The 25,449-nt window shown below is 66.9% G+C and carries 18 protein-coding genes; 11 read left to right on the forward strand and 7 right to left on the reverse strand.

What is annotated here, in order from left to right:
* The first annotated feature begins 143 nt into the window (after positions 1-143).
* Both DL240_RS13030 and DL240_RS13035 read left to right on the forward strand, forming a co-directional pair.
* Positions 144-2,882, forward strand: coding sequence for a hypothetical protein (locus DL240_RS13030; protein WP_111730334.1), 2,739 nt, complete (start codon positions 144-146; stop codon positions 2,880-2,882).
* Positions 2,883-2,886: 4 nt separating this feature from the next.
* Positions 2,887-5,058, forward strand: a complete 2,172-nt coding sequence (locus DL240_RS13035; protein ID WP_111730335.1) for an Ig-like domain-containing protein — start codon at positions 2,887-2,889, stop codon at positions 5,056-5,058.
* A gap of 103 nt (positions 5,059-5,161) precedes the next feature.
* On the opposite strand, the gene DL240_RS21055 is transcribed toward DL240_RS13035, so the two are convergent.
* Positions 5,162-5,608, reverse strand: a complete 447-nt coding sequence (locus DL240_RS21055; RefSeq protein WP_488253867.1) for a CAP domain-containing protein — start codon at positions 5,606-5,608, stop codon at positions 5,162-5,164.
* Here DL240_RS21055 and DL240_RS21060 point away from each other — a divergent pair.
* A complete protein-coding gene (locus DL240_RS21060) occupies positions 5,571-6,086 on the forward strand; it encodes a hypothetical protein (RefSeq protein ID WP_488253868.1) in 516 nt (171 codons plus the stop codon). The two genes, DL240_RS21055 and DL240_RS21060, sit on opposite strands and share 38 nt — an antisense overlap.
* Before the next feature lie 117 nt (positions 6,087-6,203).
* Here the strand turns inward: DL240_RS21060 and DL240_RS13045 are convergent, their stop codons facing one another.
* The 4 genes from DL240_RS13045 to DL240_RS13060 form a co-directional block, all read right to left on the reverse strand.
* Positions 6,204-7,100: a carbon-nitrogen hydrolase family protein gene (locus DL240_RS13045; protein WP_111730337.1), complete on the reverse strand. Its 897-nt coding sequence runs from the start codon at positions 7,098-7,100 to the stop codon at positions 6,204-6,206.
* Positions 7,097-7,711, reverse strand: a complete 615-nt coding sequence (locus DL240_RS13050; RefSeq protein ID WP_111730338.1) for a GNAT family N-acetyltransferase — start codon at positions 7,709-7,711, stop codon at positions 7,097-7,099. Before DL240_RS13050 ends, DL240_RS13045 begins: the two co-directional genes overlap by 4 nt.
* A gap of 56 nt (positions 7,712-7,767) precedes the next feature.
* Entirely contained in the window at positions 7,768-8,397 is a 630-nt protein-coding gene (upp, locus tag DL240_RS13055) for a uracil phosphoribosyltransferase (RefSeq protein ID WP_111730339.1), read from the reverse strand.
* A 96-nt stretch (positions 8,398-8,493) separates the two neighbouring features.
* Positions 8,494-9,201 carry an SDR family NAD(P)-dependent oxidoreductase gene (locus tag DL240_RS13060; RefSeq protein WP_111730340.1) on the reverse strand — a complete coding sequence of 236 codons (708 nt, stop codon included), beginning with the start codon at positions 9,199-9,201 and terminating at the stop codon, positions 8,494-8,496.
* A 153-nt stretch (positions 9,202-9,354) separates the two neighbouring features.
* Between DL240_RS13060 and DL240_RS13065 the strand changes: the two genes are divergently transcribed.
* On the forward strand, positions 9,355-10,755 hold the full coding sequence (locus DL240_RS13065; protein ID WP_111730341.1) for a hypothetical protein: 1,401 nt from the start codon (positions 9,355-9,357) through the stop codon (positions 10,753-10,755).
* Between the two features lie 22 nt (positions 10,756-10,777).
* A complete protein-coding gene (locus tag DL240_RS13070) occupies positions 10,778-13,492 on the forward strand; it encodes a hypothetical protein (protein WP_146618287.1) in 2,715 nt (904 codons plus the stop codon).
* A 41-nt stretch (positions 13,493-13,533) separates the two neighbouring features.
* Here the strand turns inward: DL240_RS13070 and DL240_RS13075 are convergent, their stop codons facing one another.
* The gene (locus DL240_RS13075) at positions 13,534-15,156 is read right to left on the reverse strand and encodes a two-component system sensor histidine kinase NtrB (RefSeq protein ID WP_111730343.1); all 1,623 of its coding nucleotides are present in this window, start codon (positions 15,154-15,156) and stop codon (positions 13,534-13,536) included.
* 509 nt (positions 15,157-15,665) lie between these two features.
* On the opposite strand from DL240_RS13075, the gene DL240_RS13080 reads away from it, so the two are divergent.
* The 5 genes from DL240_RS13080 to DL240_RS13100 all read left to right on the forward strand — a co-directional run bounded on the left by DL240_RS13080 (position 15,666) and on the right by DL240_RS13100 (position 22,590).
* On the forward strand, positions 15,666-17,375 hold the full coding sequence (locus DL240_RS13080; RefSeq protein WP_158542556.1) for a BREX system ATP-binding domain-containing protein: 1,710 nt from the start codon (positions 15,666-15,668) through the stop codon (positions 17,373-17,375).
* 118 nt (positions 17,376-17,493) lie between these two features.
* Complete coding sequence (locus DL240_RS13085) at positions 17,494-18,321, forward strand: alpha/beta fold hydrolase (RefSeq protein ID WP_111730345.1); 828 nt, start codon at positions 17,494-17,496, stop codon at positions 18,319-18,321.
* 220 nt (positions 18,322-18,541) lie between these two features.
* On the forward strand, positions 18,542-19,759 hold the full coding sequence (locus tag DL240_RS13090) for a M15 family metallopeptidase (RefSeq protein WP_111730346.1): 1,218 nt from the start codon (positions 18,542-18,544) through the stop codon (positions 19,757-19,759).
* Between the two features lie 313 nt (positions 19,760-20,072).
* The gene (locus DL240_RS13095; RefSeq protein ID WP_111730347.1) at positions 20,073-21,836 is read left to right on the forward strand and encodes a hypothetical protein; all 1,764 of its coding nucleotides are present in this window, start codon (positions 20,073-20,075) and stop codon (positions 21,834-21,836) included.
* A 256-nt stretch (positions 21,837-22,092) separates the two neighbouring features.
* Positions 22,093-22,590: a TM2 domain-containing protein gene (locus DL240_RS13100; RefSeq protein ID WP_111730348.1), complete on the forward strand. Its 498-nt coding sequence runs from the start codon at positions 22,093-22,095 to the stop codon at positions 22,588-22,590.
* A 124-nt stretch (positions 22,591-22,714) separates the two neighbouring features.
* Here DL240_RS13100 and DL240_RS13105 read toward each other — a convergent pair whose 3' ends face one another.
* Positions 22,715-24,217 carry a DegQ family serine endoprotease gene (locus DL240_RS13105; RefSeq protein WP_158542557.1) on the reverse strand — a complete coding sequence of 501 codons (1,503 nt, stop codon included), beginning with the start codon at positions 24,215-24,217 and terminating at the stop codon, positions 22,715-22,717.
* A gap of 221 nt (positions 24,218-24,438) precedes the next feature.
* On the opposite strand from DL240_RS13105, the gene phnD reads away from it, so the two are divergent.
* On the forward strand, positions 24,439-25,440 hold the full coding sequence (gene phnD / locus DL240_RS13110; RefSeq protein WP_111730350.1) for a phosphate/phosphite/phosphonate ABC transporter substrate-binding protein: 1,002 nt from the start codon (positions 24,439-24,441) through the stop codon (positions 25,438-25,440).
* Positions 25,441-25,449: the final 9 nt, after the last annotated feature.

Consider the following 25,449-nt stretch of genomic DNA (forward strand, 5'->3'; position numbering starts at 1 on the left):
CGCGCTCGCGCGATTTGCGCCCCCAGATCCTCACCGTTACACTTTTGAACACTGACGCGCTGTATTCGATAACCGCATTGACGGGAGCCTGACTTATGGTCACTTCACGCCGTCCCACCCCTGCATCTCGTAGCCTGAGATGGATGTGGCCCACCCTTCTACTAGGCCTGCTTTTAGGAGGGACCGCCTGTGGCAGCGACGACGTCGCTGACTCCAGCCAGTGGTCCACCGATGAACCCGACGGCGGCACCGACGCCGCTGTCGAGGCTCCCGATGCTCAGGCGCTGCCCGTGCTTCCCGCGGCGATTCGCACGGTCATCGATCACCCCATGCCCCTGACCGCCGGGGAGCGCTTTGATGTCCGCTGCGAATTCCTCGATGAGGCCGGCGAGGTCATCACCTTTGCCGAAGACGAGACGCCCCCGCAGCGCGTCAACGTCTCGCCGGCCGACCTGCTGGCACGGCGCTCCGGGCAGCTGGAAGCCCAGCGCGTGGGTGAGGCCATCGTCGCCTGCACCTCGCCACAGCTAAGACTCAGCGATCTCGCGCCCCCCTCGGTTCAGATTGTGGCCGGTCCGCTGACCACGCTGACCACCGCGTTGGACACCCACCAGATCACCGCCGGCCAGAGCGTGGAAGCCACCTGCCAGGGGTACGATGCCTTTGGCAACCGGGTCGATCTCAGCGGCACCGACCTGCGCCTGATCTCCGACGTGACCAACTCCGGGGTCACCCTGGACGAGCGCGTGGCCACGATCACCACCACCGGCATCTACAACCTGAGCTGCTACACCGAGGGCATTGAGCACACCGCTCCGGCCCTCCTGGAAGTTGTCCCCGACCTGCCGGCGGAGCTCCTGGTCAGCGTGGTGCCCGATCAAGAGGTCTACGCGGTGGGGCAAATCATCACCCTGAGCGCCGAGGCCCTGGACCGTTTCGGCAACCTGGTTCCCAACGCCCGCATCACCTACGCCGTGCCCCTCGAAGGCGCGCCCCAGGACCAGCAAGTCGTCGAGAACTACGGTCAGGGACGCTTCCGCTTCTACGCCGATGGCATCTACCAGCTGGTGGCCACCGTCGCCGAAGGCACCGACACCGGCGCCCCGCTCACCCGCCAGGTCGAAGTGGTGGTCAACAGCGAAGGGCCGCAAATCGTGTGCACCGGCCCCACCGACGGCACCATGATCGAGCACGCTCCCAACACCCCGCTCACCTTCACCGGCACCGTCGCCGACACCCTGGGAGTGACCGAAGTCCTGGTCAACGGTAACGCCGCCCTCCTCGACGATCAGGGCGGCTTTAGCGCCACGGTGCGGCCGCGCTTTGGCATCAACTTCGTCGACGTCGTGGCCCGCGACACCTTTGGCGAGGAGAGCGTGCGCACCTGCTCCTTCCTGGCCTCCGAAGACTACGGCCCGCACCTGCTTAACACCGACGACACCGTCGCCCTGCGCCTGGCCCAGGACGCGCTTGATGACAGGGGCCACACCACCGAGATCCGCAGCCTCAACGACGTGCTCCTCAAGGTCCTCAATAGCCCGGGGCTCTTGCAGCAGATCCACGACGGGGTGGTCGATCCCAACAATCGCCTGGCCGAAGCCAGCTGCTACGACGTGTACATTACCGGCGTGGACTATTTCGGCATCGATCTCGGAAACGGGAACCTCTACCGTCACCTCACCGCACTCAACCTGGTGGGAGGGGGCCTCAACATGGAGGCGATCCTGCGCGGTATCCGCATTCACATCAAAGCTCGCCCCCAATCGGGCTTTAATGTCTGCAAGGTGACGGGAACACTGGAGCCGAAGGCCTGGGTAAATGACATCACGCTCAACCTCACCAGCGACATTGCCCTCACCGGTCAGAGCCTCAGCGCGAGCCTGCGTGGCACCCCTTCGGTGACCTCCGGAGAGATTGACATCAGCGGAGCCAACGGCTTCTCCAGCTTCATCTACGGGCTCATCGCCGACCTGATCCAGGGCACCATCCGCGACATGGTCGAAGACGCGGTCCGCGATGCCATCGTCGACAACTTCGACAGCCTGCTCGGCGACCTTCTGGGCAACCTGGGCACCGACGCGCTCAGCGGGGGGATGGAGGTGCCCCGTCTCGACGGCAGCGCCCCGATCGAGCTGCTCTACGACCTGGGCTTCTCTTCGCTCTCGATCACCAGCGCGCGCCTGCTCCTGGGGATGTACAGCGGGGTGCGCCCTGGCACCACGGCCATCGCCCACCCCACGCTGGGGGTGCCCTACCCGGCGGGAACCCTGTTGCATGAGCCCATCGGCGGCCAGAACACCGCGGTGGCGGTGCACGTGATCCTGCTCAACCAGGCCCTGCACGCCCTGTGGCGCGGCGGCCTGCTGGAGGCCGACATCGGCGGGGCGCTCTTTGGCGAAGACGCCGAGGGCGCGGCGGTGACCCTGCGCACTACCCTGCCCCCGGTGGCCACTCTCACCGGCAACGGCCAGGCCACCTTGATGCTGGGCGGGATGCGCCTGGAGATGCTCTACCCGGGGCTCTTTGACGAGCCGGTGACCCTCTCGCTGGGCGCCACCGCGACCACCACCGTCAACCTCATCGACGGACAACTCAGCTTTGACAACATCATCCTCGATGAGTTCCACCTCTCTCCCGACGAGATCTCGCTGCCGGAGAGCACCCGCGACGTCCTGGAGGATTTCCTCCGCGGCTTCCTCCAGACCATGCTCGACGACGCGCTCAACGCGGCGCTGCCCGAGCTTCCGGTGCCCTCCTTTGTGCTGCCTCCCTCGCTGGGGGTCTACGACCTGCCGGTGGGCGGCGAGCTCGGGCTGACCCATCCGGAGCTCAGCGAGACCGACCGTCATCTCATCCTTCGCGGCAACTTCGGAGTCCGGTGAACCTATGCGACGATCCCTTCAGACGATCTTATTCGCCCTGCTTCCCCTGGCGCTCTGTGGCCCGGCGCTCATCGCCTGCGGAAGCGACACCGAACCCACCGGCGCCCCCAACGAGGACGTGGATGCTGGCGAGGAGCCCGACGCCGATCCATCCTGGGAGCAGCCCGCGCTGGTGCGCGTGGAGCTCAACCCCTCGCGTCTGGCCTACGCCACCGGCACGCGCATCACCCCCCGGGCCACCGTCTTCGACGGGCTCAACCGCCCGATCAGCGGTGCCGATATCACCTGGGAGGTCAGCCCGGCCGAGGCGGTCGAGCAGCAGGATGACGAGGCCCGCTGGTTTGTGCGCCAGGAAGGCCGCGTGACCTTTAAGGCCTGCGTGGCCGTCGACGCTGGCGAGCCGGTCTGCGGTAGCACCGACGCCCTGGTCGACAACACCCCGCCGGACATTCTCATCGAGTCGCCGGCGCCCGGGGCCCAGCTCCTGGCCGCCGATCATCCCAGCGTCGAGGTGCGCGGCGCGGTCACCGACCCCAACAGCATCGTCAGCGTGCACGTCAACGGAGAGGCCGTGGAGCTCGACGGCGAGGGCCGCTTCAGCGCGACCTACGAGCCCCATTTTGGCATCAACTCGGTGTACGTGACCGCCTACGACGGGGTGCAAAACCGTGAGGGCTACGCTCAGTCCGACTTTATCTGGGCGCCGGCCTACCACCCGACCGGCGAAGACGGCACCCTGACGCTGGAAGACGGCCTGATCCTCAACCTGGGCCAGAACTTCTTCGACGACGGCCAGGATCCCGAGTTTCTGAGCGAGTCGCAGGTCTTCACCGATGACCTGGCCGACATCCTCTACCTGGTGCTGCGCCACCTCGACTTAAACTCGCAGCTCCCCGATCCGGTCGTCGACTCCAGCGCGCTGGTGCTGCGGGTGCTCGACGTCAACGTCAACGAGCCCCGCGTCGAACTCGATCTGACCGACGAGGGCCTGCAGCTCTTTGCCCAGATCCCCAACCTTGTCGCGACCACCGCCGGGGGGCTGGAGCTCAACGACCAGTCGCTGAGCCTGGAGGGCGACCTCTCGGCCAGCCTGGCCATCTACGCCGAAGTCCGCATCGCCAAGAATAGCGCCGAAGACGACTTTGAGATCGAACTGGAGCGCTTTGACCTGGCGCTGGAGCGGGCCACGCCCAACTTTGTGAGCCCGGAGGTCAACGCCGTCTTTGAGTTGGCCAACAGCGCGCTGCGCACCAGCCTGGAGGAGATGATTCTGGAGAGCGTCAACCTCTCCTTCATCGACACGTTGCCCCAGCTCTTGCTCGACCTCTTCACCTCGCTCGAAGACGCGATGGCCGCTCAGAGCTTCGATCTCGATCTGGGCCTTGGTGAGCCGATCGCCTTGAACTTTGCCGGCCAGATCTCGCAGTTTACACCGGTTCATCGCGAGGGGCTCGAAGGCGTGATTCGCGCCGAACTCTCCACCAGCGCCGAGCCCATCTTTGAGCAGAGCCCGGGGGTCGCGCTGATGAGCGAACCCTCCCCCGAGCTGCCCTATTTCTTGAGTTCCCGGCTGCAGCTCGGCCTGAACCTGGCGCTGATCAACGGCATCTTCCACGAAGTCTGGAACGCGGGGCTGCTGACCATGGACATCAGTGAGATGATCCCGGCGCCCTTCAATAATCTGGTTCAGGCCGCGCGCGTTGAGGGCAAGCTCCCGCCGCTGATCGCGCCGCCCACGGCCGGCGAGCCCTACGACCTGATGGTGCATCTGGGTCAGCTGGAGATCGAGCTGACCTACCCGGATCGCGTCGACCGTTTTGGCGTGCGCCTCAGCGTGGGCGCCAACATGGGGCTGCAGGCTGGCGAGATCGGCCTGGAGCTGGCCGACGAGCCCAGCATTCACATGTGGCTTATCGACGCCTCGATTGGCGAGCCGCAATTCGACGCCAACGCGCTGGAGACGCTGATGTATGAGCAACTCTGGCCCGAGATCGAAGGCGCCGTTGGTGAGGGGCTCTCCTTTGCCGTGCCCGCCCCGGACCTGAGTTCCCTGGGCGAATTTTCGCCGGAGTTGTCCAACCTGCAGCTCACCCTTGAGCAGAGTCAGCCCCTCTCCACCCGTCAGGGCTTTTTGATGGTGGATGCGAACTTCCGCGGCGAACTCGTGTTGCCCTGATGTCTCGTCGCACACCGAGTTTGCGGCCTGGTCTCACCTAAAAGAGCGCCCCCGAGTCCATCTCGGGGGCGCTCTTTTTTTGCGAGTCCGGTCCGCCCAGCGCTCAGCGGCGGCGACCGAAGTGCTGAACCCAGTAGCGTCCGTAGCGACCGCCACCTTCGTGGTAGGCCACGCCCAGTTGGGTATGCCCGGTGTAGAGGATGTTGCGGCGGTGCCCGGGGGAGTCCATCCAGGCCTGCACGACCGCTTCCGGGGTGCGCTGCCCGCCCCCGATGTTTTCACCGGTGCAGGTGCCCGGGTAGCCCATGTCGGCGCAGCGCTCAAAGAAGCTGGTGCCGTCGAGGGAGTCGTGGGCGAAGTAGTTGCAGCTGTCCAGATCCATCGCGTGCATCATGGCCGACTCAGCGAGTTCACCGCTGTAGGTGAGTTCGTTGAGGCCGGCGGCGCGACGCTCGGCATTGGTCAGGCGCAGGACCTCGCACTCAAAGGTGGTGCTGTTGCCCGGGCAGCTGGTGACCACGTTTTGCGGCGGCCCACAGAAACGGCACACGCCCTCGACCTCAGCGCAGGAGAGTTCGTCTTCGGGCTCGGGCTCCGGAGTCGGTTCGGGCTCCGGAGTCGGTTCGGGTTCGGGCTCGGGCTCGGGCTCCGGAGTCGGTTCGGGTTCGGGAGTCGGTTCGGGTTCGGGCTCCGGAGTCGGTTCGGGCTCCGGAGTCGGTTCGGGCTCGGGAGTCGGTTCGGGCTCGGGAGTCGGCTCGGGCTCCGGAGTCGGCTCGGGTTCGGGCTCGGGCTCGGGAGTCGGTTCGGGCTCCGGAGTCGGTTCGGGCTCCGGAGTCGGCTCGTCCGGTCGATACACCGCGGTGCCATGCTCCCCTTCCGTCCACTCAAAGGCCGGCGCTTCGCCCACCTCCTCACAGCCCTCCTCACATCCTTCCTCTGGACGATCGACGCGAAGGTCGTCGCCCTCGCCACAGGCCATCAGCGACATCGCCAGCAACGCCGCTCCGATCACGCGTAACTTCATGTAGAACCTCTCTGAAAAGACGAACGCAGCCCACAACCCGGCCACGTTAGCCCCACAGAGCGCCCCGAGATACCCCTTTTATTTCAACAACTTGCAACTTCGCGAAACAAATCGTGCGCCGCTACTCCAGGTGCACCCGCTCGATCTCCGCTGATGCCGCCACCGACTGGTTGTCCCAGTCGCGGAAGTTCAAGACCTCGCCACGCACCCGCACTTCCTCGCTGCGCGCCAGATCCACATCGGCATACACCCACTGCGCGGCGTTCCACTCGCCAATCGACGCAATGCCATCCTCGTAAAACCCGACGTCGACCGGCGTGTACACCGCGGCGCGCCCGCAGTTCTCATCGATGGCGATCGACCAGGAGGCCTCTCCCACCAACACCGCGTGGGCCACGTAACACTGGTTCTCCAGCGCCCGGGCCTGACAGCCGATCCGCACCCGATGGTACCCGTAAGCCGAGTCGGTGCAGCTGGGCGCGACGATCAGATTGGCCCCGGCCTCCACCTGCCGCCTGGCGAGCAGGGGAAATTCGCTGTCGTAACAGATGTTGATGCCAAAGGCGCCAAAGGGCGTCTCAAAGACCTTGAGCTGGTCGCCATACGAGATCAGCCAGAGCTCGCTCTCAAAGCGCGTCATCAAGATCTTTTCCTGATAATCCACCCGCCCCTGAGGACTGAACACATAGGCCCGATTGCGGTACGAACCATCGGGCAGACGCACCGGGAAAGAGCCGCCGACCACATACATGCCGTACTGCCGGGCCAGCTCCCGATGCAGGGCCAGGTAGTCGTCGAGCAGGCGCTGCATCTCCGACATCTGAAAGGGCAGGTCCTGGCGCACCTCTTCGGCAAAGAGGCTGACCAGCTCCATAGAAGCGTACTCCGGGAACACCGCGAGCTGCGCATCGTGGCCGGCGGCCTCTTTGACCCAGGACGTGATCTTATCGACGTAATGATCCCATCCCTTGAGAAAATCCACCGGGTACTGCGCGGTGGCCACACGCACCTTACTCATCCGTCGTCCAGGTCTTTGAGCCAGATCTCCATGACTTCGGGCACTTCCTCCACCGTGGCGATCTCCTTCCAGCGCATCATCGTGCGGATCTGCGGCTGGCGTTCATAGCCTCGCCGCCGCCAGAAGTCATCCAGCGGCTGCCAGCCCTCGGGGCGATCGGGATGGTCGGGCGGGCGGACCACCGCGGCGAAGCAGGCGAAGCGAAAGCGCCCCAGGTCCCGCACGTGGGCCTCGCGCTCCTCAAAGAAGCGCACGCCCACGCCCTGGCCGCGATACTCGGGAAGGAGCACCGATTCGGCCAGATAGAAGATCGCGTCGACATCATAGCCCAGCTCGTTAAAGGGGCGCTGAAAGTCTTCGTCGCTGGCCGCCATCGGCATGCCCGTCGACACCCCGACCACCCGTTCCCCATCAAACGCGGCGACCAGCACGCTCTCCGCGCTCTCCAGATACCGGGCCAGGTAGCGCCGCTCGTAATCCAGGTCGCCATCGTAGAGGTAGGGGTAGGTGCGAAAAATTTCGATCCGCAAACGCGCCAGATCGTCGATGTAGCGATGAACCGATTCGCCGCTGAGGCGACGAACCTCCACCGGGCCAGCTTCCTGCGACATGGTCACGTCACTCCCGTCACGCGCCCGCATCACCGCGGCGAGCTTGAGGTTAGAGGTTATTTGGTCCCGTAGAGGCGGTCTCCGGCGTCACCGAGCCCGGGGACGATGTAGCCCTTCTCGTTGAGCTTTTCGTCGATGGCCGCGGTGTAGATCGGCACATCCGGATGCCGCTCCCGCATATGCGCCACGCCCTCGGGGGCGGCCAGCAGGCACATAAATTTGATCGACCGGGGCTCAAACGCCTTAATGCGCGCCACCGCCGCCGCCGCCGAATGCCCGGTGGCCAGCATCGGATCGACGACGATCACGTCGCGGTCGTCCATCTGCTCGGGCAACTTCAGGTAGTACTCCACCGGCTGCAGCGTCTCCGGATCGCGATAAAGGCCGATATGCCCCACCCGTGCCGAGGGCAGGAGTTGCAGGAGCGGATCGACAAAGCCCACCCCGGCGCGAAGAATCGGCACGATGACCAGCTTTTTACCCACCAGATGAGGGGCCTTCATGGTGGTGAGCGGGGTCTGGATCTCGGCGTACTCGATCGGCAAATCCCGGGTCACCTCGTAGCCCAGCAAGAGCGCCACCTCGCCCATCAGGCTGCGGAAAGCCGCGGTGGTGGTGTCTTTCTCGCGCATCAGCGAGAGTTTATGCTGAATGAGCGGGTGATCGATGACGGTGACATCTTCCATGGTCCACCTCCACTGAGGGCCGGCTTCGGGGCGCGGCCATTTTAAACATCTCGCAGGTAGGTAATCGCTGGCCGGGAGCCGGTCAAGCACGGGCTCTCAGGTGCGTCCGGCCACCACCAGCAGCGCCCCGTTGATCGGGTTCTCTGCCGCCGGACACAGCCCGTAAATGATGCCGGCCAGCTCGGCCGGGTCGACCCAGGTTTCGAAGTCGGCATCGGGCATATCCTGGCGGTTGGCCTCGGTATCGATGATCGAGGGCTGCACCGCGTTGATCGTCACATCGCTGGCCCGGACCTCGTCGGCCACCGCACTCACCAGCGCATTGAGCCCGGCCTTGGTCGCCGCGTAGGCCCCCTCGCCAGCCCCGGGCTTGAGCGTGGAGCGCGAGCTGATCAGGACCACCCGACCGTGGCCGCGCTCTTTCATCGCCCCCATCACCTCGCGCACCATGTAGAGCGAGGAGCGCAGGTTGACGTCGACCAAAAAGTCGATGTCATCGGGAGCGATCGCCTCAATCGGCGACCACCGAAAACCGCCGGCGCAGTGCACCAGAACATCGATGGGCCCGAGTTCCTGACGCACCCGGGCGGCTGCGTCGGCGATGGCCTGCGCATCGGTCACGTTGACCTGGGCGCGCCATACGCCCTGCTGCTCGGGGTCTTCCACGAGCTTGCCCTGCCCCGGAGCGTGAAGATCCCAGCCCACGACCCGCTCGCCATGCTCCACAAAGTGGCGCACCACATGCTCACCCAGGGCACCGGCAGCGCCGGTGACCACCACCACGCGTTGTTGTGTGTTCGTCATCCAAGCTCCTTGCAAGATCTGCGATTGCTCTCGGGGTTCCAGATGGCCACCGTCACCGAGGTGCACATGTTGTGCGATGGCCGCCAACGCTCCGGGTCGTCGCGGCGATTCAGAGCGATGCCATATCCATGACTTCTACATCAGGGGGGGAAGATGTCCACCAACCACGTTGGGCAGTGTTCGTTCTGGCGCGTCGTTACGCCGGTGCTTGTATCATGGGCCTTTACCGGCTGTCATGCCGTGCCCGCCACGCCACCCGAAGAAGCCGACACCCCGGCCCTCTCCGAGGCCGCGCTACAACAGGCCCTCGACCAGCACTGGACCGAGCTGATGGCCGATCTGGCGCTCTCCCCGGGGGAGGCATCGACCGAGGACATCGACTGGAGCTACCGCGTCGATAAGGGCTGCCCGCTGGTGTATGACTACGTGATCGATGCCCCCCTGAGCCCCACCGTGGGCCGCCAGAGCACCGGACGCCTGGAGCTGCGCGCGTCTCCAGACGATGCCGAGCGCTTCCAGCTCATCAACCGCGCCGCCGGGCTCTACCCGATCTATCAGGGGATCCGCTACCCCGGCCGAGAGTGGTGGCACGATCAGCTGGAGCCGGTCGCGGTGACCTTCTCCCCCGGCGGGCTGCTGCCCGAGACACCGCTGCGCTCCCCCTGGCAGCTGAAATCCCCGGCGCTCTCCGTCACCGGGCTCTTTCCCCCGCTGCCCTCCATCGAGCACGATGCACTCTGGCCGGTGCTCGCCAGCGCCGGTGCCGGCGCCGGCATCACCGCCGAGCTGCACTCCTCGGCCGAGGGCCCCGCACTCCCCGTGCGCCAGGTTCGGGTGGCCGAGGAGGTCGCCACCGACAAAGAACGCGCCCGAGTCCTCATGGCCCGCGGCGTCGACGAGCGCGGCGCCTTCCTGGGCCGCTACCTGCTCTCGGAGCACGGTCACGTGATCGCCGGCGCCTTCGTCACCCCGGCCGCTCCCGACCAGGTGGCCCACGGCAGCATGCGCCTGACCGGAACCTGCGACGGGGTGGCCATGCGCCCGGCGCCCCAACCCGTCGACGATCGCAGCCTGATGGTGGCCGCCTGGTCACACTTCACCCGGGCCGCGCAAGAACACTCCTGGGAGCGGGCTCTGCGCCTCTTCGCCCCCGCGCTCCGAGAGACCCACGGCGATGACGCCATCTCCGCGCTCCTGGCTGACCATGTCTCCCTGGCCGGCCCCCAGGCCCTGGGCCAACTCACCCCCTCGTCTCCCCTCTCCGTCGACGATCAGGGCGTCACCCTGGTGGTCTACGGCCGCCAGGTCAGCGACCAGGGCCTGGCCACCCCGGTGATCACCCGCGTCGACGCCTCCCAGACCCCCGAAGGCCTGCGCATTCACGCCCTGCGCTCAACCACCGACCCGCAGATGAGCCGCTGGGACGTGCTCGAACTCACCGAGGGCGCGCTGCGCAGCGGCGTGGCCACCGCCGCTCCCGCTCCTACCGGCGATGACACTCCCGGGGCTCCCGGCGACAACGCTCCCGACGAAGCGGGGGGCGAAGGCCGCTAAATTCTTTCATTTTGCGTCGCACATGGTAACCCTCAAGGGGCGCGCGCGTAGAGACGCGCCTTACTGCCCCTTGAGTCCCTGGTCGCCCGAAGTCCCCGCTGACGCCATGTCCGACGACGCCCCCCTGCTGCGCGACATTGAGTGCACGAGCTGCGCCGCCCGCTTTCGTGTGCGAGGCCCCGCCGGCCAGGCGCTGGCCCCGGCCGTCGACTGCCCGCTCTGTGGCGCCCCGATCACGCTGGCCCGCACGACAAGCGCGAGCGCTGGCTGGGCCCGGGTCCAGCACGCCAACGTCTTCGGCCACCAGACGCCTCCCCCCGCTCCAGACGCGCCTCGCCAGGCCTCGGTTCACAGCGGTGTCACGGCGGACACCGCCGGCGACACCCTGGCGAGTCCGGACATCCCCCGGCCCCGGCTGGGGCTTTTTGAATCACGCGCGGCGCAGCCGCGCGCGCCCGAGGCCGACCGCCGCGACCCGATGCGCCCGCTGGCCGCAGCCCTCCTCCGGGAGCTCCGCGGCAAAAACACCGCGCTGGCCACCGAGCAGCCTCCCGCCACCAAGCCCTCCCCCATCCGCAGCACACCGGGCTCCCGCGACGATCTCAGCGCGCTGGACGAAGGCTGGGGCGAGGACTGGATCTCCGACGTCGTCAGCGAGGCGGCCGACGAGATCTTTATCGTCGACGACACACCCCGCCCCTTCGATCGTCTCCCCGGCGCCGACGACGCCCGCCAGCCGGCCTCCGAGCCGGCCGACAACGCCGCCGCAGACGACGCCGACACGCTTGAAACCGCCGCCGCGCTCGAAACCGCCGACACGCTTGAAACCGCCGCCGCGCTTGAAACCGCCGCCGCGCTCGAAACCGCCGCCGCGCCGCAGGCATCCCCACCGCCGCCCCCTCCCACCGAGGTACCGCCGGCGCCCGCGCCCCAGGCGCCGGCCCCCCAACCGGCGCACGCCTCGCAACGCCCGGAAAAGCGCGCGCCAGACGCCTCGTCAGCCCCCCTGGCCGATCCCTTCAACATCGCCCGGGTCCTGCAAAGCGCCGCCCCGACCGCCGCGCGCTACCGCCTGAAAATCGGCGACGCGGTCTACGGAAATATCGACTTTCAAACCCTGCTGGCCCTCTTCCAGCGGGGCATCTGGGTGGTGGCCGACGCCATCGCCGAAGACGAGGGCCCCTTCATCGCCCTCGAAGAGCACCCGATCTACGAGCGGATTCAGGCCTCGCTGGCCCGCGGACTCCACGCGATGCTCCTGGCTCACGCCACGCGCCATCCCCTCAAAGCCTCGGCCGACATTTCCCCCCCGGCCATCCGCGCCGAGCTGGCCGAAACCGCCCCGCTCCCGCTGGAGCGCTCGCTGTGGAGCCGCCTGGGCACCGGCCACGTGCTCCCCTGGACCCTGGCCCTGATCGCCACCGGCGTGGCCAGCGCCGCGGTGACCTACGCCTCCCTGGCCCCGGGCGCCTCCGCCCTCCCGAGCGCCTCGCAGGCCGCGACCTACGCGCCGGCGCTCGCCGTGGAGCCCCTCTTCATCGACGACTTCGCCCTGGACCGTGAACGCCAGCGCCGCCAGGCCGAGGCCATCGACGTGGCCGCCGAAGAGGCCTCCCAGGCCCTGGCTCAGGCCGCTGCCCCCGACCAACTCGCCAGCGAAGCCCTGGCGCGCGGCGAACACCTGCTGGCGCGCCAGATCCTGACCCGGGCCTACCGCCAGGCTCCCACTCCCGGCGCCCTGCAGAGCCTCTTTGACCGCGCGCTAGAACACGATCCGACCCTCTACACCCCCACCGAAACGCTGCTCACCGCCGACAACGCCGCGCTACGCGCCCTGGGCGGCGGCCGCTCGGTCAGCCTGCGCGTGGTCGAGGAGGGGCAGACCCGCTACGCCTTCAAGCCCGCCCAACTCGAATGGGAAGACGGCTGGAAGACCGAGATCGCCGCCTACCGCCTCTGCCAGATCTTGCCCTGCGGCTTTATCGTCCCCGAAAACAAACACGCCCGCATCAGCCGCGACGACTTCGACGCGCTCTACGCCCGCGTCAACACCTCGCGCCAGCGCGACTACGCCCGCGAACGTTTTGAAGACCTGCGCTGGGTCCTCGAAGCCGACGACGCCGGCCAGGACCAGGAGTTCCTCCACGGCGTCATCAAAGACTGGGTGCCCGAGATCCACCAGTGGCCCATCGAGTACGTCGACACCTGGACGCCCCTGGTCGACCTCCACGCCGACCCGCAGCTTCTGGAGCAGCCCGCGCACCACGTCGTCGAAAAGGTCATCGATGCCGACACCACCGGCCAGGCCCAGCGCCTCCGCAACCAGCTCGGCGACACCACCACCCGCCAGCTCGCCAGCCAGCTCTCCAACCTCACCGTCTTCGATTACCTGACCAACAACTTCGACCGCTACAGCACCGTCGAAGACTACTACGGGGTGAACAACCACTTCGTGGCCGGCTCCTTTTTGAGCCTGGACAACGGCGCCGCCTTCCAGTTCCAACCCATGGCCGTGGTCGAACGCCGCCTGCCCCGGGTCACCCGCTTTAGCCGCGCGATGATCGACGCGGTGCGCATGATGCGCCCCGAAGTCGTCGACCCCATCCTCTTCCCCGCCCAGGACAGCCGCGACCGCCTGCGCCTCAAAGTCTTCTGGCAGCAGCGCGAAAAGCTGCTGATGTACGTCGACCGCCTGGTCGCCGAGCATGGCGAAGAAGCCGTCTACGCGTTTGACTGACGCCCCCCTCCCTCGCCAGACTCCCCCAACGCGCGCCCGCCTCAGCCCGCCGCCTCGGCCAGCGGCAACACCACCCGAAAACAGGAGCCCTCGCCAGGACGACTCTCACAGCCGAGCTCACCGCCCAGCTCATGGATCAGGCTGCGCGCCACAAAAAGCCCCAGCCCGGTGCCTCGCCCGGCGGGCTGCGTGGTAAAGAAGGGATCGAAGATCTGAGCGCTCAACGCCCCGGACATCCCCCGGCCGTTGTCCCGAACCTCAATCGACTCCGCCTCCTGCGTCCGCGCCGTGCGCACCACTACCTCCGGTGAGGCATGGGACGCGTCAAAGGCGTGAACCACGTTCATCAGCAGGTTCACCAACACCAGGGTCATCTGCGCCGCATTCGCCCGCACCTGTCCCAGCGGCTCACCCACGCGCCGCAGCGTGGCCACCCGCTTGACCTCCCCGGCGCTGACCACCATCGCATCCGCCAGGCACTGCTCCAGATTAATCCAGCCCCGCGACTCGCCAGCCCCTCGCCCAAAGACCCCCATCCCCTCCACAATACGCCGCATGCGCTGCACCCCGTCGAGCGCCTCGATCAGCGCCTCCTCCATCGACGCGGGGGAAACCTCACTGCCCCCCTGTAACGCCTGGAGCGCAAAGCGCATGTTGGCATCGACAAAGGCCAGGGGGTTGTTGATCTCGTGAGCCATCCCCGCCGCCAGCGTGCCCGCCGCCACCATGCGATCGTTGAGCAGCTGGCGAGCCTTCATGTTCTGATAGTCGCTCAAGTCACGGATCGCCGCCACCAACCCCCTCCCCGCCGAGGCATCCGGCTGCGGGCCAATGGTCGTCAGCGTCGTAAAACGCATCCCGTCGCTGCGCTCAAAGGTATCCTGATGCGAGCGCACCTCGGCCCCCCGTGAGATGGCCAACTCCAGCGCACAGGGCTCACCATCCCCGCCACAACGCCCCTGCGGGTGGACCAGGCCATGAAAGTCACGCCCCTGCAACACCTCGACCGGCTGCCCCAGCAGCCGCGCGACGCTGGCGTTGGCAAAGGTCACCTCCCCGGCCTCGTTGAGCGTGACCACCCCTTCACCAAGGCCGTGGACCATGGCGAGCGCCTGCGTGGCGCGCGCCTCCCAGGCCTGCGCTTGCTGCTGCGCCCGGTCGCGCGCCTCCTCGGCCAGCGCTGCCTGACGGGCACGCTTGAGCGTGGCCGCCGCCCCCTGCGCGAGCCGACTCGCCAGACGACGCGAACGCCTGTCAAAGGGCCGCGTCCACGAGAGAAGCGCGAGCACCGCCTCAACCCCCTCCCCCAGATCCAGCGGCAGCGTCAGCCCCGAGGCCCAGGGCTCATCCTCCGGGGGCGCAAGCTCTGCCGGCCCCGGACGCGCCGCCAGCGCGCCCACGTTAAGCCGCTGCCCCCAGGCCTCAAGCGAGGAGACCTCACCCTGAACGTGGGCCGCCTTCACAACCCGCTCCCCCGACGTCTCCTGGATCACCACCACGCTCGCCACGCCAATCCGACCGGCCAGACACCCCGGCAGACGCTCCACAAGCTCCTCCAGGCGCTCGTGCTCCATCCAACCGGCCATCACCTTGAGCAACGCGTCGACATCGTGTTCCGTGCTCACCCAATCCATCCGAGCCACCAGGTCCGTGTCGCTATCCATAAGCCTCGCCCCTTTTTTTGCACATAACGCGCCGGTTTCAGCGAGCGACATTCAGGACGCCAGACTCACTGACAGCCCCCCGCGCGCGTGTGTCGAAATCGTGTGATAGAATCCTACTAAAATTTCACCATATGCAAAGCTTGATCGACACCGCACTTACCTCGCGGGCTCCCCACCGAACCCGACCACTCAGCCCTCTTACCTCCCCTTTTTCCCGACTAAATCACCCACGCAGCCCCCTGACCTACCATTTTACCCCGCTAAATCACCCACGCAGCCCCCTGACCTACCATTTTACCCCGCTAAATCGCCCACTCAGACCCCTGACCTTCCATTTTACCCCGCTAAATCGCCCACTCAGACCCCTGACCTTCCATTTTACCCCGCTAAATCGCCCGCTCAGATGCTCTCCCTGGCCCCCTCGCACGCGTCGCCCCTTGTCAGCCGACGCATTTTCGATGAGGCTCCGCACCGCGCTCTCTCTGGCCTCATCTGACACGGCTGCCGCCATGAGTTCATCTGCCCCCCACCCCGACATGCTCTGGCGTGCCTACACCGCCGCCCGCTATCTGGTCCTCACTCCCGAGCCCCGGGAGCTTCGCTGCGACGAGCCCGCCGGCGCCCTGGACGCCCTCCCGGAGCTGACCCCCGAGACCCCCTGGGCCCTGATCACCGCGCATAACCCGGCCTCCCGGCTGTGCTCCCCCGCACAAAACGCCCGCAGCCACGCCGCGCTGACCCACCTCATTCAAGAGCGCGGCCTGCACCACCGGCCCACCCGCGCGCTGGACCCGCAAGGCGACTGGCCCCCCGAAGAGGGCTTCCTGATCTATCCCCTGGCCCCCGACGACGCCCTTCACCTGGCCCGACGTTTTGGCCAGAACGCCGCGCTGATCGGCACCGGCACCGGCCCGGTCACCCTCCTGGATTGCCGCCCTCAGCCCGGCACCGGGCTGCCCCCCCGCGTCGTCGAGGCCATGCGCCTGGGAGTCGTCCCCGACGAAGCCGTCGACGCCTACACCGTGGGCCGCCACGACGAGATCGCCCGGGTCAACGACGATCTCCAGGCCCTGACCCACGGCGCCGGCAACCTGCGCGTGCTCCTGGCCGACTACGGCGCCGGCAAAACCCACCTCCTGGAGGTGATCGCTCGTCAGGCCCTGGCCCAGAACTTTCTCGTGGCCCGCGTCGTCCTCGACGCCCGCGCCTGCTCCCCGGGGAACCCCGGCCGCGTCTACCGCGGGCTCATCGACCAGCTCACCTACCCCGAGCACCCCGGGGCCGCTCGCCAGGGGCTCACACCCCTCTTTGAGCGCGCCCTCCAGAGCCCGCAAGCCCGCGCCCGCTTCGCTCTCCCCCCGCTGCCCGGGCCCGATCAAGATTGCGGCGAGTTGCCCACGCCCGAGGCACACCTCTACCTGAGCTGCGCGCTGACGCACTTTGAGCGCCTGCAACACACCCCGGACCCACCCCTTCTCGACCGCCTGATGCGCTGGGTCGAGGGCCAGCCCATGGGCCGAAACCGCGACCTGGATCAGGCCCTGCGCCGCCTCAAAGGCAAGCACCGCACCGTCTACAGCCTCAAAGACTACCGCCCCTGGGCCCGCATCTACGCCTACCTCCTGAGCGGCATCCACGTGCTGGCCCGCGACGCCGGCTACGCCGGTCTGGTGCTCCTCTTTGATGAGGCCGAACGCTTCGCCCTGCTCTCCAGCGAGAACCGCGAGCACGCCACCAACCTCTTCAAAGCCATGGCCGCCGCCAGCCTGGGCGCCGACGCCGCCCCCTTTGAACAAGACGACCTCCGCCACGGCGGCCTCGGGGTGCTCCAGACCCTGCCGGCCCGCTACTCCCCTGGCCAGGGCCTGCTGGCCCTCTTCGCCATGACCCCCGACGACCAGGGCGTCAACGCCCTGCGAGAGGCCGCCCCCGACGACGCCTTCGTCGACCTCAATCCCCTGGGCCCCGACGATTTTGAGCTTCTGGCCGCCCGCGTGCTCCGCCTCTACCGCCAGGCCCACACCCAGGCGCTGCCGGCGGCCCTCGACCAGCTCCTGCCCCGCATCATCGCCGGACTCTACCGCCACGGCCTGGTCACCTCGCCACGCCAGGCCATGAAGTTCATCGTCGAACTCCTGGACATCGCTCGCCATAACCCCGGCGCCCTTCGCCCCGCGGTCGCCGAGCTCCAGGGCCTCCTGGGCGCCGGCACCTCCTGAGCCCGGGACGACCGCCCGCCACGCTCACATCCCGACTTGCCTTCCCCTCCTTCGGTGAGAGCTTCGCCCCGAAGCCCGATGCCCCGGCATCTCGACCCGCCGTAGATGAGAGTTGTGCATGTCCACCGCCCTTTCTCCCCTCCCCCACCTTCACACCCTCGAAGCCCTCCAGAAAGGCCCCCTGATCATCGGCCTGCACGGCTGGGGAGGCAGCTACCACACCTTCGATCCCCTGCGCGCCCATCTCCCCCCACAGCGCGCTTTTGCCGCCTGCGACTGGCCCGGCTACGGCCGCTCCCCGGCACCGGCCACCTACTCCCTGGACGCCATCGTGGAACCGGTCGCCGACTGGCTCGCCACGCTGCGCACCCGTCACTCGGGCCCCTTTATTGGCGTGGGCAGCTGCAGCGGTGCGCTCCTGGGCATCGAGCTCTTGCGCCGCCACCCCGACCAGCTCGACCACCTGATCATGGTCGAACCCTTCGCCTTCAATCCCTGGTACCTCAAGCTCTTTCTCATCCCGGGCTTCGGGCGCCTGGCCTACGCCACAACCTTCGCCAATCCCCTGGGCCGCTGGCTCACCAACCGCTCCCTCGCCACTCAAGGCGACAACCAGCCCGACCTGACCACGGTCGCCCACACCCCCATGCGCACCACCCTCTCCTACCTGCGCGAACTCGACCGCATGGGCCACGCTCGCCGCTTTCATGAGGTCACCACCCCCTTGACCCTGGTGCACGGCCAGCACACCTTCGGTGCCCTGATCCGCGGCATCCCCCTGTGGCAAGAGCTCTTCCCCGCCGCCCCGCTGCACGTCATCGAGGGCGCCGGCCACCTCCCCCTCAACGAAACACCCGCGCTTGTGGCGCGGGTGGTGGAAGGGGAGGTGGCACGTGCACAATCCTCACGCTCAAAACCTACATCGCTCTCGTTATCACAACCTTAAACCTCTCCACCTTCAGGCGACCTTTTTACACGACCGCCCGACCTCAGCATCAATCTCCAATCCCTCCGGGCTATAAACAGGACGAGTGAGACAAAACCATCACTCTGAGCACACGCTGCCCCCCTCACTCCCGCCCCACCGCACATCCCCGCCTCCCCGCTCAGAATCCCGCCACCACCTGTGCTATGCTCCCCCGGTCTTTTTGGATTGGAGTTGGGCCATGGTCTCTCACACCTCTCGTCGCTCGATGACTAAACTCGCACAGATCGCGGTGCTCAGCGCCACCGCGCTGCTCACCTTCGCCGGCTGCGCCAGCGCGCAACACACGCAGCCGGCCTTGGGGGCCGAGCAATCCACCGGGGGCCGCGTGGTCACTACGACCTCCGAGGCCGGCATCTGCCCGCCCGGCCCGCTGGAATCCCTGCAGGGCTGCACCCTGATTGCCGGCGATCTGGTGATCGAGCGCTACGAGGCCCCGGCGCTCCCCGACCTGGGGAGCCTGCGCCGGATTGAGGGCAGCCTGATCGTGCGCCAGAGCCCGCAGCTCAACCACCTGGAGGGCCTGCGCAACCTGGAAGCCGTGGGTGGCGACCTGATGCTGGTGGGGCTCCCCGGTTTGGCCACCCTCCAGGGCCTCCAGAACCTCCGAGTGCTCGCCAGGGAATTGCATCTGGTGGAGGTGGGCGTCGACGCCTGCGAGGTGACGCGCCTGCTTCAGGGCCTGCGCGAACGTGGCTACCAGGGACGCGCCCAGGTCCTGGGCGTGGACGCCTCGGCCCAATGCCCGCTCGACCCCGAATCGCCCGCGCTGGCGGGCGCTTCGCCCCCCGGCGCTCCCGGCGCAGACGCGGTACCGCCGGCCCTCAACCCCACGCTCCCCCCGATCTCCCTGCCCCCCACCTCCGAGATTCGCGGGGGCCACCACCTGGAGACCATCCACCCCGAGATCGCCCTGCGCGCGCGCCTTCTATATGCGCTGCTCGAGCACGAGGGCATCGAAGTGATCTTTATCTCGGGCTACCGGCGCTGGAGTCCGCCGGGCGGCCGGCGCCTGGCGAGCTGGCATCACGTGGGTCTCTCTTTCGATCTCAACCTGACCCACCGCGCCACCATGAGCGAGGCCAACCGGCACTACGACCAGGACAAGGCCCGGTGGGAACGCATCGGCGAGCTGGCCGAAGGGCTCGGGATCATCTGGGGGGCGCGCTATGACGATATCTTTCATTTTGAGTGGCACCCGGGCCACCACGCCCGCATGCGCCAGGATGAATTCGATCGCTTTCGGAGCCTGGCCGGCCGCAAACTGGTGGACTACCGCCAGACCTGGGAGCTCTTTGAGCCCGAGCGTCGCGACGAGTTTCCGGGCCCGCCCTGCTTTGGCGGCTGCTTCACACCACCGGACGCCGGGCTTGCCGAGCTCTTAGAAGCTCTACGCTAAATGCGCCCCCCCTTCCCCCTCTTATATGCGTCGTCCCGCCACGCAGCCGGCGCCCCGCCAAAGGACCGCTAACGCCGGATTCTGTGCCATTCTGGCACGCCCGACGAGGCACCTGGAGTAAAAACCCACCCATCCTCGCCAACTTATGCCCTCACACCACTTGTCATCTGCGCTGCATTTCGCTACAGCTGCGCGTACTTAAGCATGGATTTCGTCACATTTTGCATGTGGCATATGACTTGCTCTAACCTTGAGAGTTCTTAACCGGGCTCACTCCGGCAAGCTGTCGCCGACTTACCTCATGGATCTGCCGATGACTCGCACCTCTACCTACATTGTCTCACTGCTCGCGCTGGCGCTCTTAACCGGCGTCGGCTGTGGCGAGAGCAGCGTGCATTATAACAGCGGCGACGATGTCACCCGGGTGGGTGATAACACCGATCGTGATCCCCCCGACACCGGCAACCCGCATGCGCAGGGCTACACACTGCGCGTTGTGGGAGACGCCGCCTCGGAGACCTACCTGGGACAGACCGCCCGGCTGCAGACGATCCTGGTCGACGATCAGGACCAGCCCGTCGCCGACGAGTCCATCACCTTTGAGATCCTCGCCGACACCGGCTCGCCAGACGTCCGCCTGCAGTCACGCGCGGTGATCACCAACGAGCAGGGGCTCGCCAGCAACCTCCTGGTGGTGGGCGACCTCTTTGGCACCCTGCGCGTGCGCGCCTCCCACCCGGGCGCAAACGCGCCGGTGGAGTTTGTGATCAACATCACCGACGCCCCCACCGGCGATCTGCGCGTGGGTGTGGACTACAGCCAGAGCGACCTGGCCCCCCTGAGCATGGTGCAGGTCCGGCTCTGGGACTCGGTGCGCCACCCCTGCTCAACCATCCCCACCTTCCTGCCGCCTGCCGATGCGCCGGTGCACCAGGCCGACCTGCTCGACATCACCGAGATGGCCTCCTTTGACGCGATCGACCCCACGCACCGCTTCACCGCGGTGGTCTACGGTCGCGGCGCCTTTGATCAGATCATGGCCTTTGGTTGCCTGGACGACGTCAGCGCCGAGCCCGAAGCGATTACCGATGTCGTCGTCACCCTGGACCTGCTCCACCTGATGTCCACCGGCGTCTACAACGTGGAGAGCTACTGGGACTTCCGCGAGGCGATCTCAAGCACCGGGGCGATTGGCTCGACCATCGTGGGCGCAATCGAGGCCATCTCGAACCCGGGTCGCGCCATCGCCGATCTGGCCGTCGACTGGGCTCAAGATTGGGTCTGCGACAATCGCAGCCTCGAAGAATGCGCTATCGCGCTGGCCTTTGGCGGAGAGGCCCGTGACACCATCGAAGAATTCATCAACGAACAGCTCAGCCGCATGCAGTTCTTCGAGGACCTGATGGCCATCGGCCAGGACCTCAACGACACCATCAGTCAGATGAAGGTCGAGAGCATCCTGACCATCTCCAACAAGCAGGTCGGCGAAGGTGAGCTGCGCGGGGTGGACTCCTGGCGCGCGATGAACTTTTACTGGCGACGCAACTGCACCGACACCAGCCCGGCCGACTGTGGCGAGATCCGCTTTGGCCTGGGCTCGGGCAGCACCATCGGCGCCCTGGAGTCGGAGTGGGACGGCCGACTGGCCGACTACAACCGCCTGGAGATCGATGCCCACGAACTCACCGTACCCTACGGCCTGGTGATCCTGGAGATCCTCAACAACACGCTGATCCCGGCGATGACCGGCGGCAACGCCAATAGCATCTCGGGCGCGCTCAACTACTGGATCTGCGACAACCTGGGCACCGTCACCGTGGCCGGCATTAACCTGCCCATCGGCGGCGTCTGCAGCAGCCTGGTCGCGCCGCTGATCAGCACCTACGCCAACCAATTCCTCGCCGACCTGGACTTCTCCATCAACCTCTTCGTCGAAGGCGAAGGCCTGATGTATGACACCGACTCCGATGGTCAGGTCGACCTGATCGACGAGGGGATCTTCCACGGGGAGATTCGCCGCGACAACGGGCCGCCCACCCAGATGGAAGCCTCGTTTGAGGGCACGCGCCAGCCCTGAAGCGGCGAGAGCGCTGACGAGGTCAGCCTCCCCTCTCTCCAAAACTCGCCACCTTCGGGTGGCGATTTTTTTTTATGCCCGGCACCTCCCCGAACACTCGGCCATCTGAGGGCAGCGCGTCGGGAAACGCCTCCCAAAACCCTTGTCAGCCCCCGTAGACCTAAATAGGTTCGCGCTCCCGCGCGTTAGAAGGACGAGCGCGGGCCCCTCGGCGCCCGCCCCGTCCCCAAAAGCACACCGATCGGAGCCCTCGACCATGACCGACTACCTCCCCATTGAAACGCCGCACTCTCGGCCCCCCGAGACCTTTAGCCACCGCAGCCAGGTGGTCGCCTTCACCCTGGCGGTCTTTCTGGGCATGTTTGGCGTGCACCGCTTCTACGCCGGCAAAATCCTGAGCGGCCTGCTGATGTTTTTCACCGGCGGCGGCTTCGTACTCTGGTGGGCCATCGACGTGATGACCATCCTGATGGGCCGCTTCCGCGACGCTCAGGGCTACCGCCTGGCGCCGCCCACCCCGGACGGGCAGCAGGGGCGTCGCCAGATCACAAACCCGCCGCATCACGCCCGGCCCGACCAGCGCACCCTCGCTCATCAAGCCCCCCGCAGCGAAGAAGCGCTGGCCGAAGAGGAGCTCGACCGGCTCCTCGACGACCCGTTGGCCGACGAGTTCGCGCGTCTGGAGCGCGAGATGGGCCAGGATGGCCACGTCGAAGCTCCCGAGGAGCGCGTGCCGGCCCACTCGCATCGCTGACCGCGCATCGCCGGCAAAGCCCCCGGGGCGGGCCGCGCCCACAAAAAAAGCCCGCTGGAGCGGGCTTTTTTCGTTCGTCATACGAGCTGCGGGAGGCCTCTCTTTACAAAGCCTCCCGCAACGCTTAGTCGACGGGCAAGGTCATAAAGATCGTGGCGCCCTGCCGATAGAGGAGCACCAGCACCTGCGCGCGGGAGGCCTCCCAGTGCTTGCTCACATCGTGCGGCGAGCTCACCGAACGGCGGTTCACCTCCAGAATCACGTCGCCCGGGCGCAGACGCAGGCGCGCCGCCGGGCTGCCCGGCTCGATCTCGGTCACGACCACGCCCTCGCGCACCGCCGCCGGAATCCGCAGCTGGGCGCGCAATCCCTGATCCAGCGCCTGGAGGCTCAGCCCCTCCACCGGCGCTCCGACCGACCCCGGAGCCGACGCCCCCTGAGCCTCGTCGACCGACCCCAGCGCCAGACGCCCCTTCATCTCCTGGCCCTGGCGCACAAAGGTGATCTCCACCTCGGTGCCCGGCTGATTCATCCCCACCCGGTTGCGCAGCTCCGCCGGCGAATCTACCGAGCGCCCGGCAATCGCGGTGATGATGTCGCCCCGCTGCAGCCCGGCGCGCTCCGCCGGGCTCTCCGGCTGCACATCACTGACGACCACGCCCTGGCGGCGACCGCTCTCCCCCAGCGCTTCGGCCAGCCGCGGCGTCAGCTCCTGAATCGCCACGCCCAGCCACCCCCGACTCACGCGCCCCTCTTCGATCAGCCCCCGCATCACCCCCTGCACCATCGTCGAGGGGATGGCCAGGCTCACCCCCTGATACCCGCCGCTCTTGGAGAGGATGGCCGTGTTGATCCCCACCAGCTCCCCGCGCAGGTTCACCAACGGCCCCCCGGAGTTGCCCGGGTTGATCGCCGCGTCGGTCTGAATGAAGTCCTCGTAATCGACAATCCCCATATTGCCGCGCCCCTTGGCCGAGACAATCCCCAGGGTCACCGTACTCGAGAGCCCGAAGGGGTTGCCGATGGCCACCACCGACTCGGCCAGGCGCAGGGAATCGCTGTCGCCAAACACGATGGCCTTTAAGTCGGCGGGCGCCTCTTTGAAGCGCAACACCGCGATGTCACTCTGCGGATCGGTGCCCACCACCTCGGCCTCAAACTCTCGCCCGTCATGCAAGGTGAGCGTGATGGTGTCGGCGCCCTCGATCACGTGGTTGTTGGTGATCACCACCCCCTCGGCATCCACGATCACCCCGGAGCCGATGCCCTCCTGCACCCGCTCCTGGGGCTGCGGCCCCCCGCGGGGCCCAAAGAAGGGATGCCCGCCAAAGGGAGAACGACCAAATGGCGAGCTACGCTGGCGCACGGCCCGCTCGGTATGAATGCCGACCACCGAGGGCATCACCTGAGCGACCATATCGGGCAGCTCCAGGCGCATGGCCATCTCGGCCTGATTCACCCGCAGGTCGGCCCCGCCGGTGGGCTCAATCTTTTGGAGCGCGCTCAGGTCCACCGGGGCTTCTTCGACCGCCGGCGCGCTGACCTCGGGGTCCGGGGCACTCTCGGGTTGAAAACAGGCCACGCTTGTGGCCGCCAGCAACGCGATCACAGATCCAGCTTTTCGCATGAGCTTTTCTCCTGTCTCCATCGTCTTTTCCATCTGCTTTTATGCGCCCTGACGCCCAAAACGTGGCGTCGAGGCAGGCGGGATTTTCAACGATCGCCCTCTCAAAAATCATTCCCGCCCCCTCACATCTGGGCCCGCCCGTTGGCGAGCGCGAACCTCTGCGCTATAAGGAAGGCCATCACAGGCCCCACCCAAGCCCCCTTAAACCCTCGATGTGTCGTATGTTCCAGGTCGCCTGCCAGCCCTTCCGATGGCCCCTGGCGCTCGCTGCTGCGCTGGTCCTCTCCACGCTGGCGGGCTGTGAGCGCGTCGGTGACTGGGTCGATGGCGAGTGCCAGGAGGGCCAGCTCGACCGCCCCCGCTTCTGCGACCGCGACGGCGACCTGGTCGCCGACCGCGACCCCACGGGCCAGCGCTGGCTCAACCCCGAGACCCTGATCTTTGCCTACACCCCGGTCGAAGATCCGGCGCAGTACCGCGATGTGTGGAACGGCTTCTTAAAACACCTGGAGGCCGAGACCGGCCGACGAGTGCAGTTTTTCCCGGTGGGCTCCAACGCGGCCCAGATCGAGGCGATGCGCGCCGGACGCCTGCACATCGCCGGATTCAACACCGGGAGCCTCCCCCTGGCGGTCAACTGCGCGGGTTTTAAGCCCCTGGCGATGATGGCCGCCGCCGATGGCTCTTTTGGCTACGAGATGGAGCTGATCACCCACGTCGACAGCCCCATCACCTCGGTTGAAAAGCTGCGGGGCCACACCCTGGCCTTCACCTCTCCGACCTCCAACTCCGGCTTTAAGGCCCCCTCGGCGCTGCTGGGATCGGAGTTTGATCTCCAGGCCGAACGCGACTTCGAGGTCGCCTACTCCGGACGCCACGACAACTCACTACTCGGCGTGTTCAACCGCGACTACGACGCCGCCGCGGTGGCCAACGTGGTCACCGACCGCCTCTTTGAGCAGGGCAAAGTCCCCCGCGACCAGATCCGCACGCTCTACACCTCCAAGACCTTCCCCACCACCGGGTTTGGCGTAGCCTACAACCTGCATCCGGAGCTGGAAGAGGCGATTCGCCGGGCTTTCTTCAGCTTCCCCTGGGAGGGCTCGGTGCTCGATGAGGAGTTCCCCGACGAAGACGGCTTCATCCCCATTTCCTACGCCGAACACTGGGCGGTGATCCGCCAGATCGACCAGGTGTTTAACCCCGGCTACGCCTGCCGATAACCTTTTTGA

Source organism: Lujinxingia litoralis (genome assembly GCF_003260125.1).
Taxonomy (GTDB): Bacteria; Myxococcota_A; Bradymonadia; order Bradymonadales; family Bradymonadaceae; genus Lujinxingia; species Lujinxingia litoralis.

Coding starts and splice junctions, on each gene's coding strand:
- DL240_RS13035 (WP_111730335.1), top strand. CDS start 2,887: ATGCGACGATCCCTTCAGACGATCTTATTCGCCCTGCTTCCCCTGGCG.
- DL240_RS13065 (WP_111730341.1), top strand. CDS start 9,355: ATGTCCACCAACCACGTTGGGCAGTGTTCGTTCTGGCGCGTCGTTACG.
- DL240_RS13050 (WP_111730338.1), bottom strand. CDS start 7,711: ATGTCGCAGGAAGCTGGCCCGGTGGAGGTTCGTCGCCTCAGCGGCGAA.
- DL240_RS13090 (WP_111730346.1), top strand. CDS start 18,542: ATGGTCTCTCACACCTCTCGTCGCTCGATGACTAAACTCGCACAGATC.
- DL240_RS13045 (WP_111730337.1), bottom strand. CDS start 7,100: ATGAGTAAGGTGCGTGTGGCCACCGCGCAGTACCCGGTGGATTTTCTC.
- DL240_RS13080 (WP_158542556.1), top strand. CDS start 15,666: ATGAGTTCATCTGCCCCCCACCCCGACATGCTCTGGCGTGCCTACACC.
- DL240_RS13085 (WP_111730345.1), top strand. CDS start 17,494: ATGTCCACCGCCCTTTCTCCCCTCCCCCACCTTCACACCCTCGAAGCC.
- phnD (WP_111730350.1), top strand. CDS start 24,439: ATGTTCCAGGTCGCCTGCCAGCCCTTCCGATGGCCCCTGGCGCTCGCT.
- DL240_RS13070 (WP_146618287.1), top strand. CDS start 10,778: ATGGTAACCCTCAAGGGGCGCGCGCGTAGAGACGCGCCTTACTGCCCC.
- DL240_RS13075 (WP_111730343.1), bottom strand. CDS start 15,156: ATGGATAGCGACACGGACCTGGTGGCTCGGATGGATTGGGTGAGCACG.
- upp (WP_111730339.1), bottom strand. CDS start 8,397: ATGGAAGATGTCACCGTCATCGATCACCCGCTCATTCAGCATAAACTC.
- DL240_RS13100 (WP_111730348.1), top strand. CDS start 22,093: ATGACCGACTACCTCCCCATTGAAACGCCGCACTCTCGGCCCCCCGAG.
- DL240_RS13095 (WP_111730347.1), top strand. CDS start 20,073: ATGACTCGCACCTCTACCTACATTGTCTCACTGCTCGCGCTGGCGCTC.
- DL240_RS13030 (WP_111730334.1), top strand. CDS start 144: ATGTGGCCCACCCTTCTACTAGGCCTGCTTTTAGGAGGGACCGCCTGT.
- DL240_RS13060 (WP_111730340.1), bottom strand. CDS start 9,201: ATGACGAACACACAACAACGCGTGGTGGTGGTCACCGGCGCTGCCGGT.
- DL240_RS13105 (WP_158542557.1), bottom strand. CDS start 24,217: ATGCGAAAAGCTGGATCTGTGATCGCGTTGCTGGCGGCCACAAGCGTG.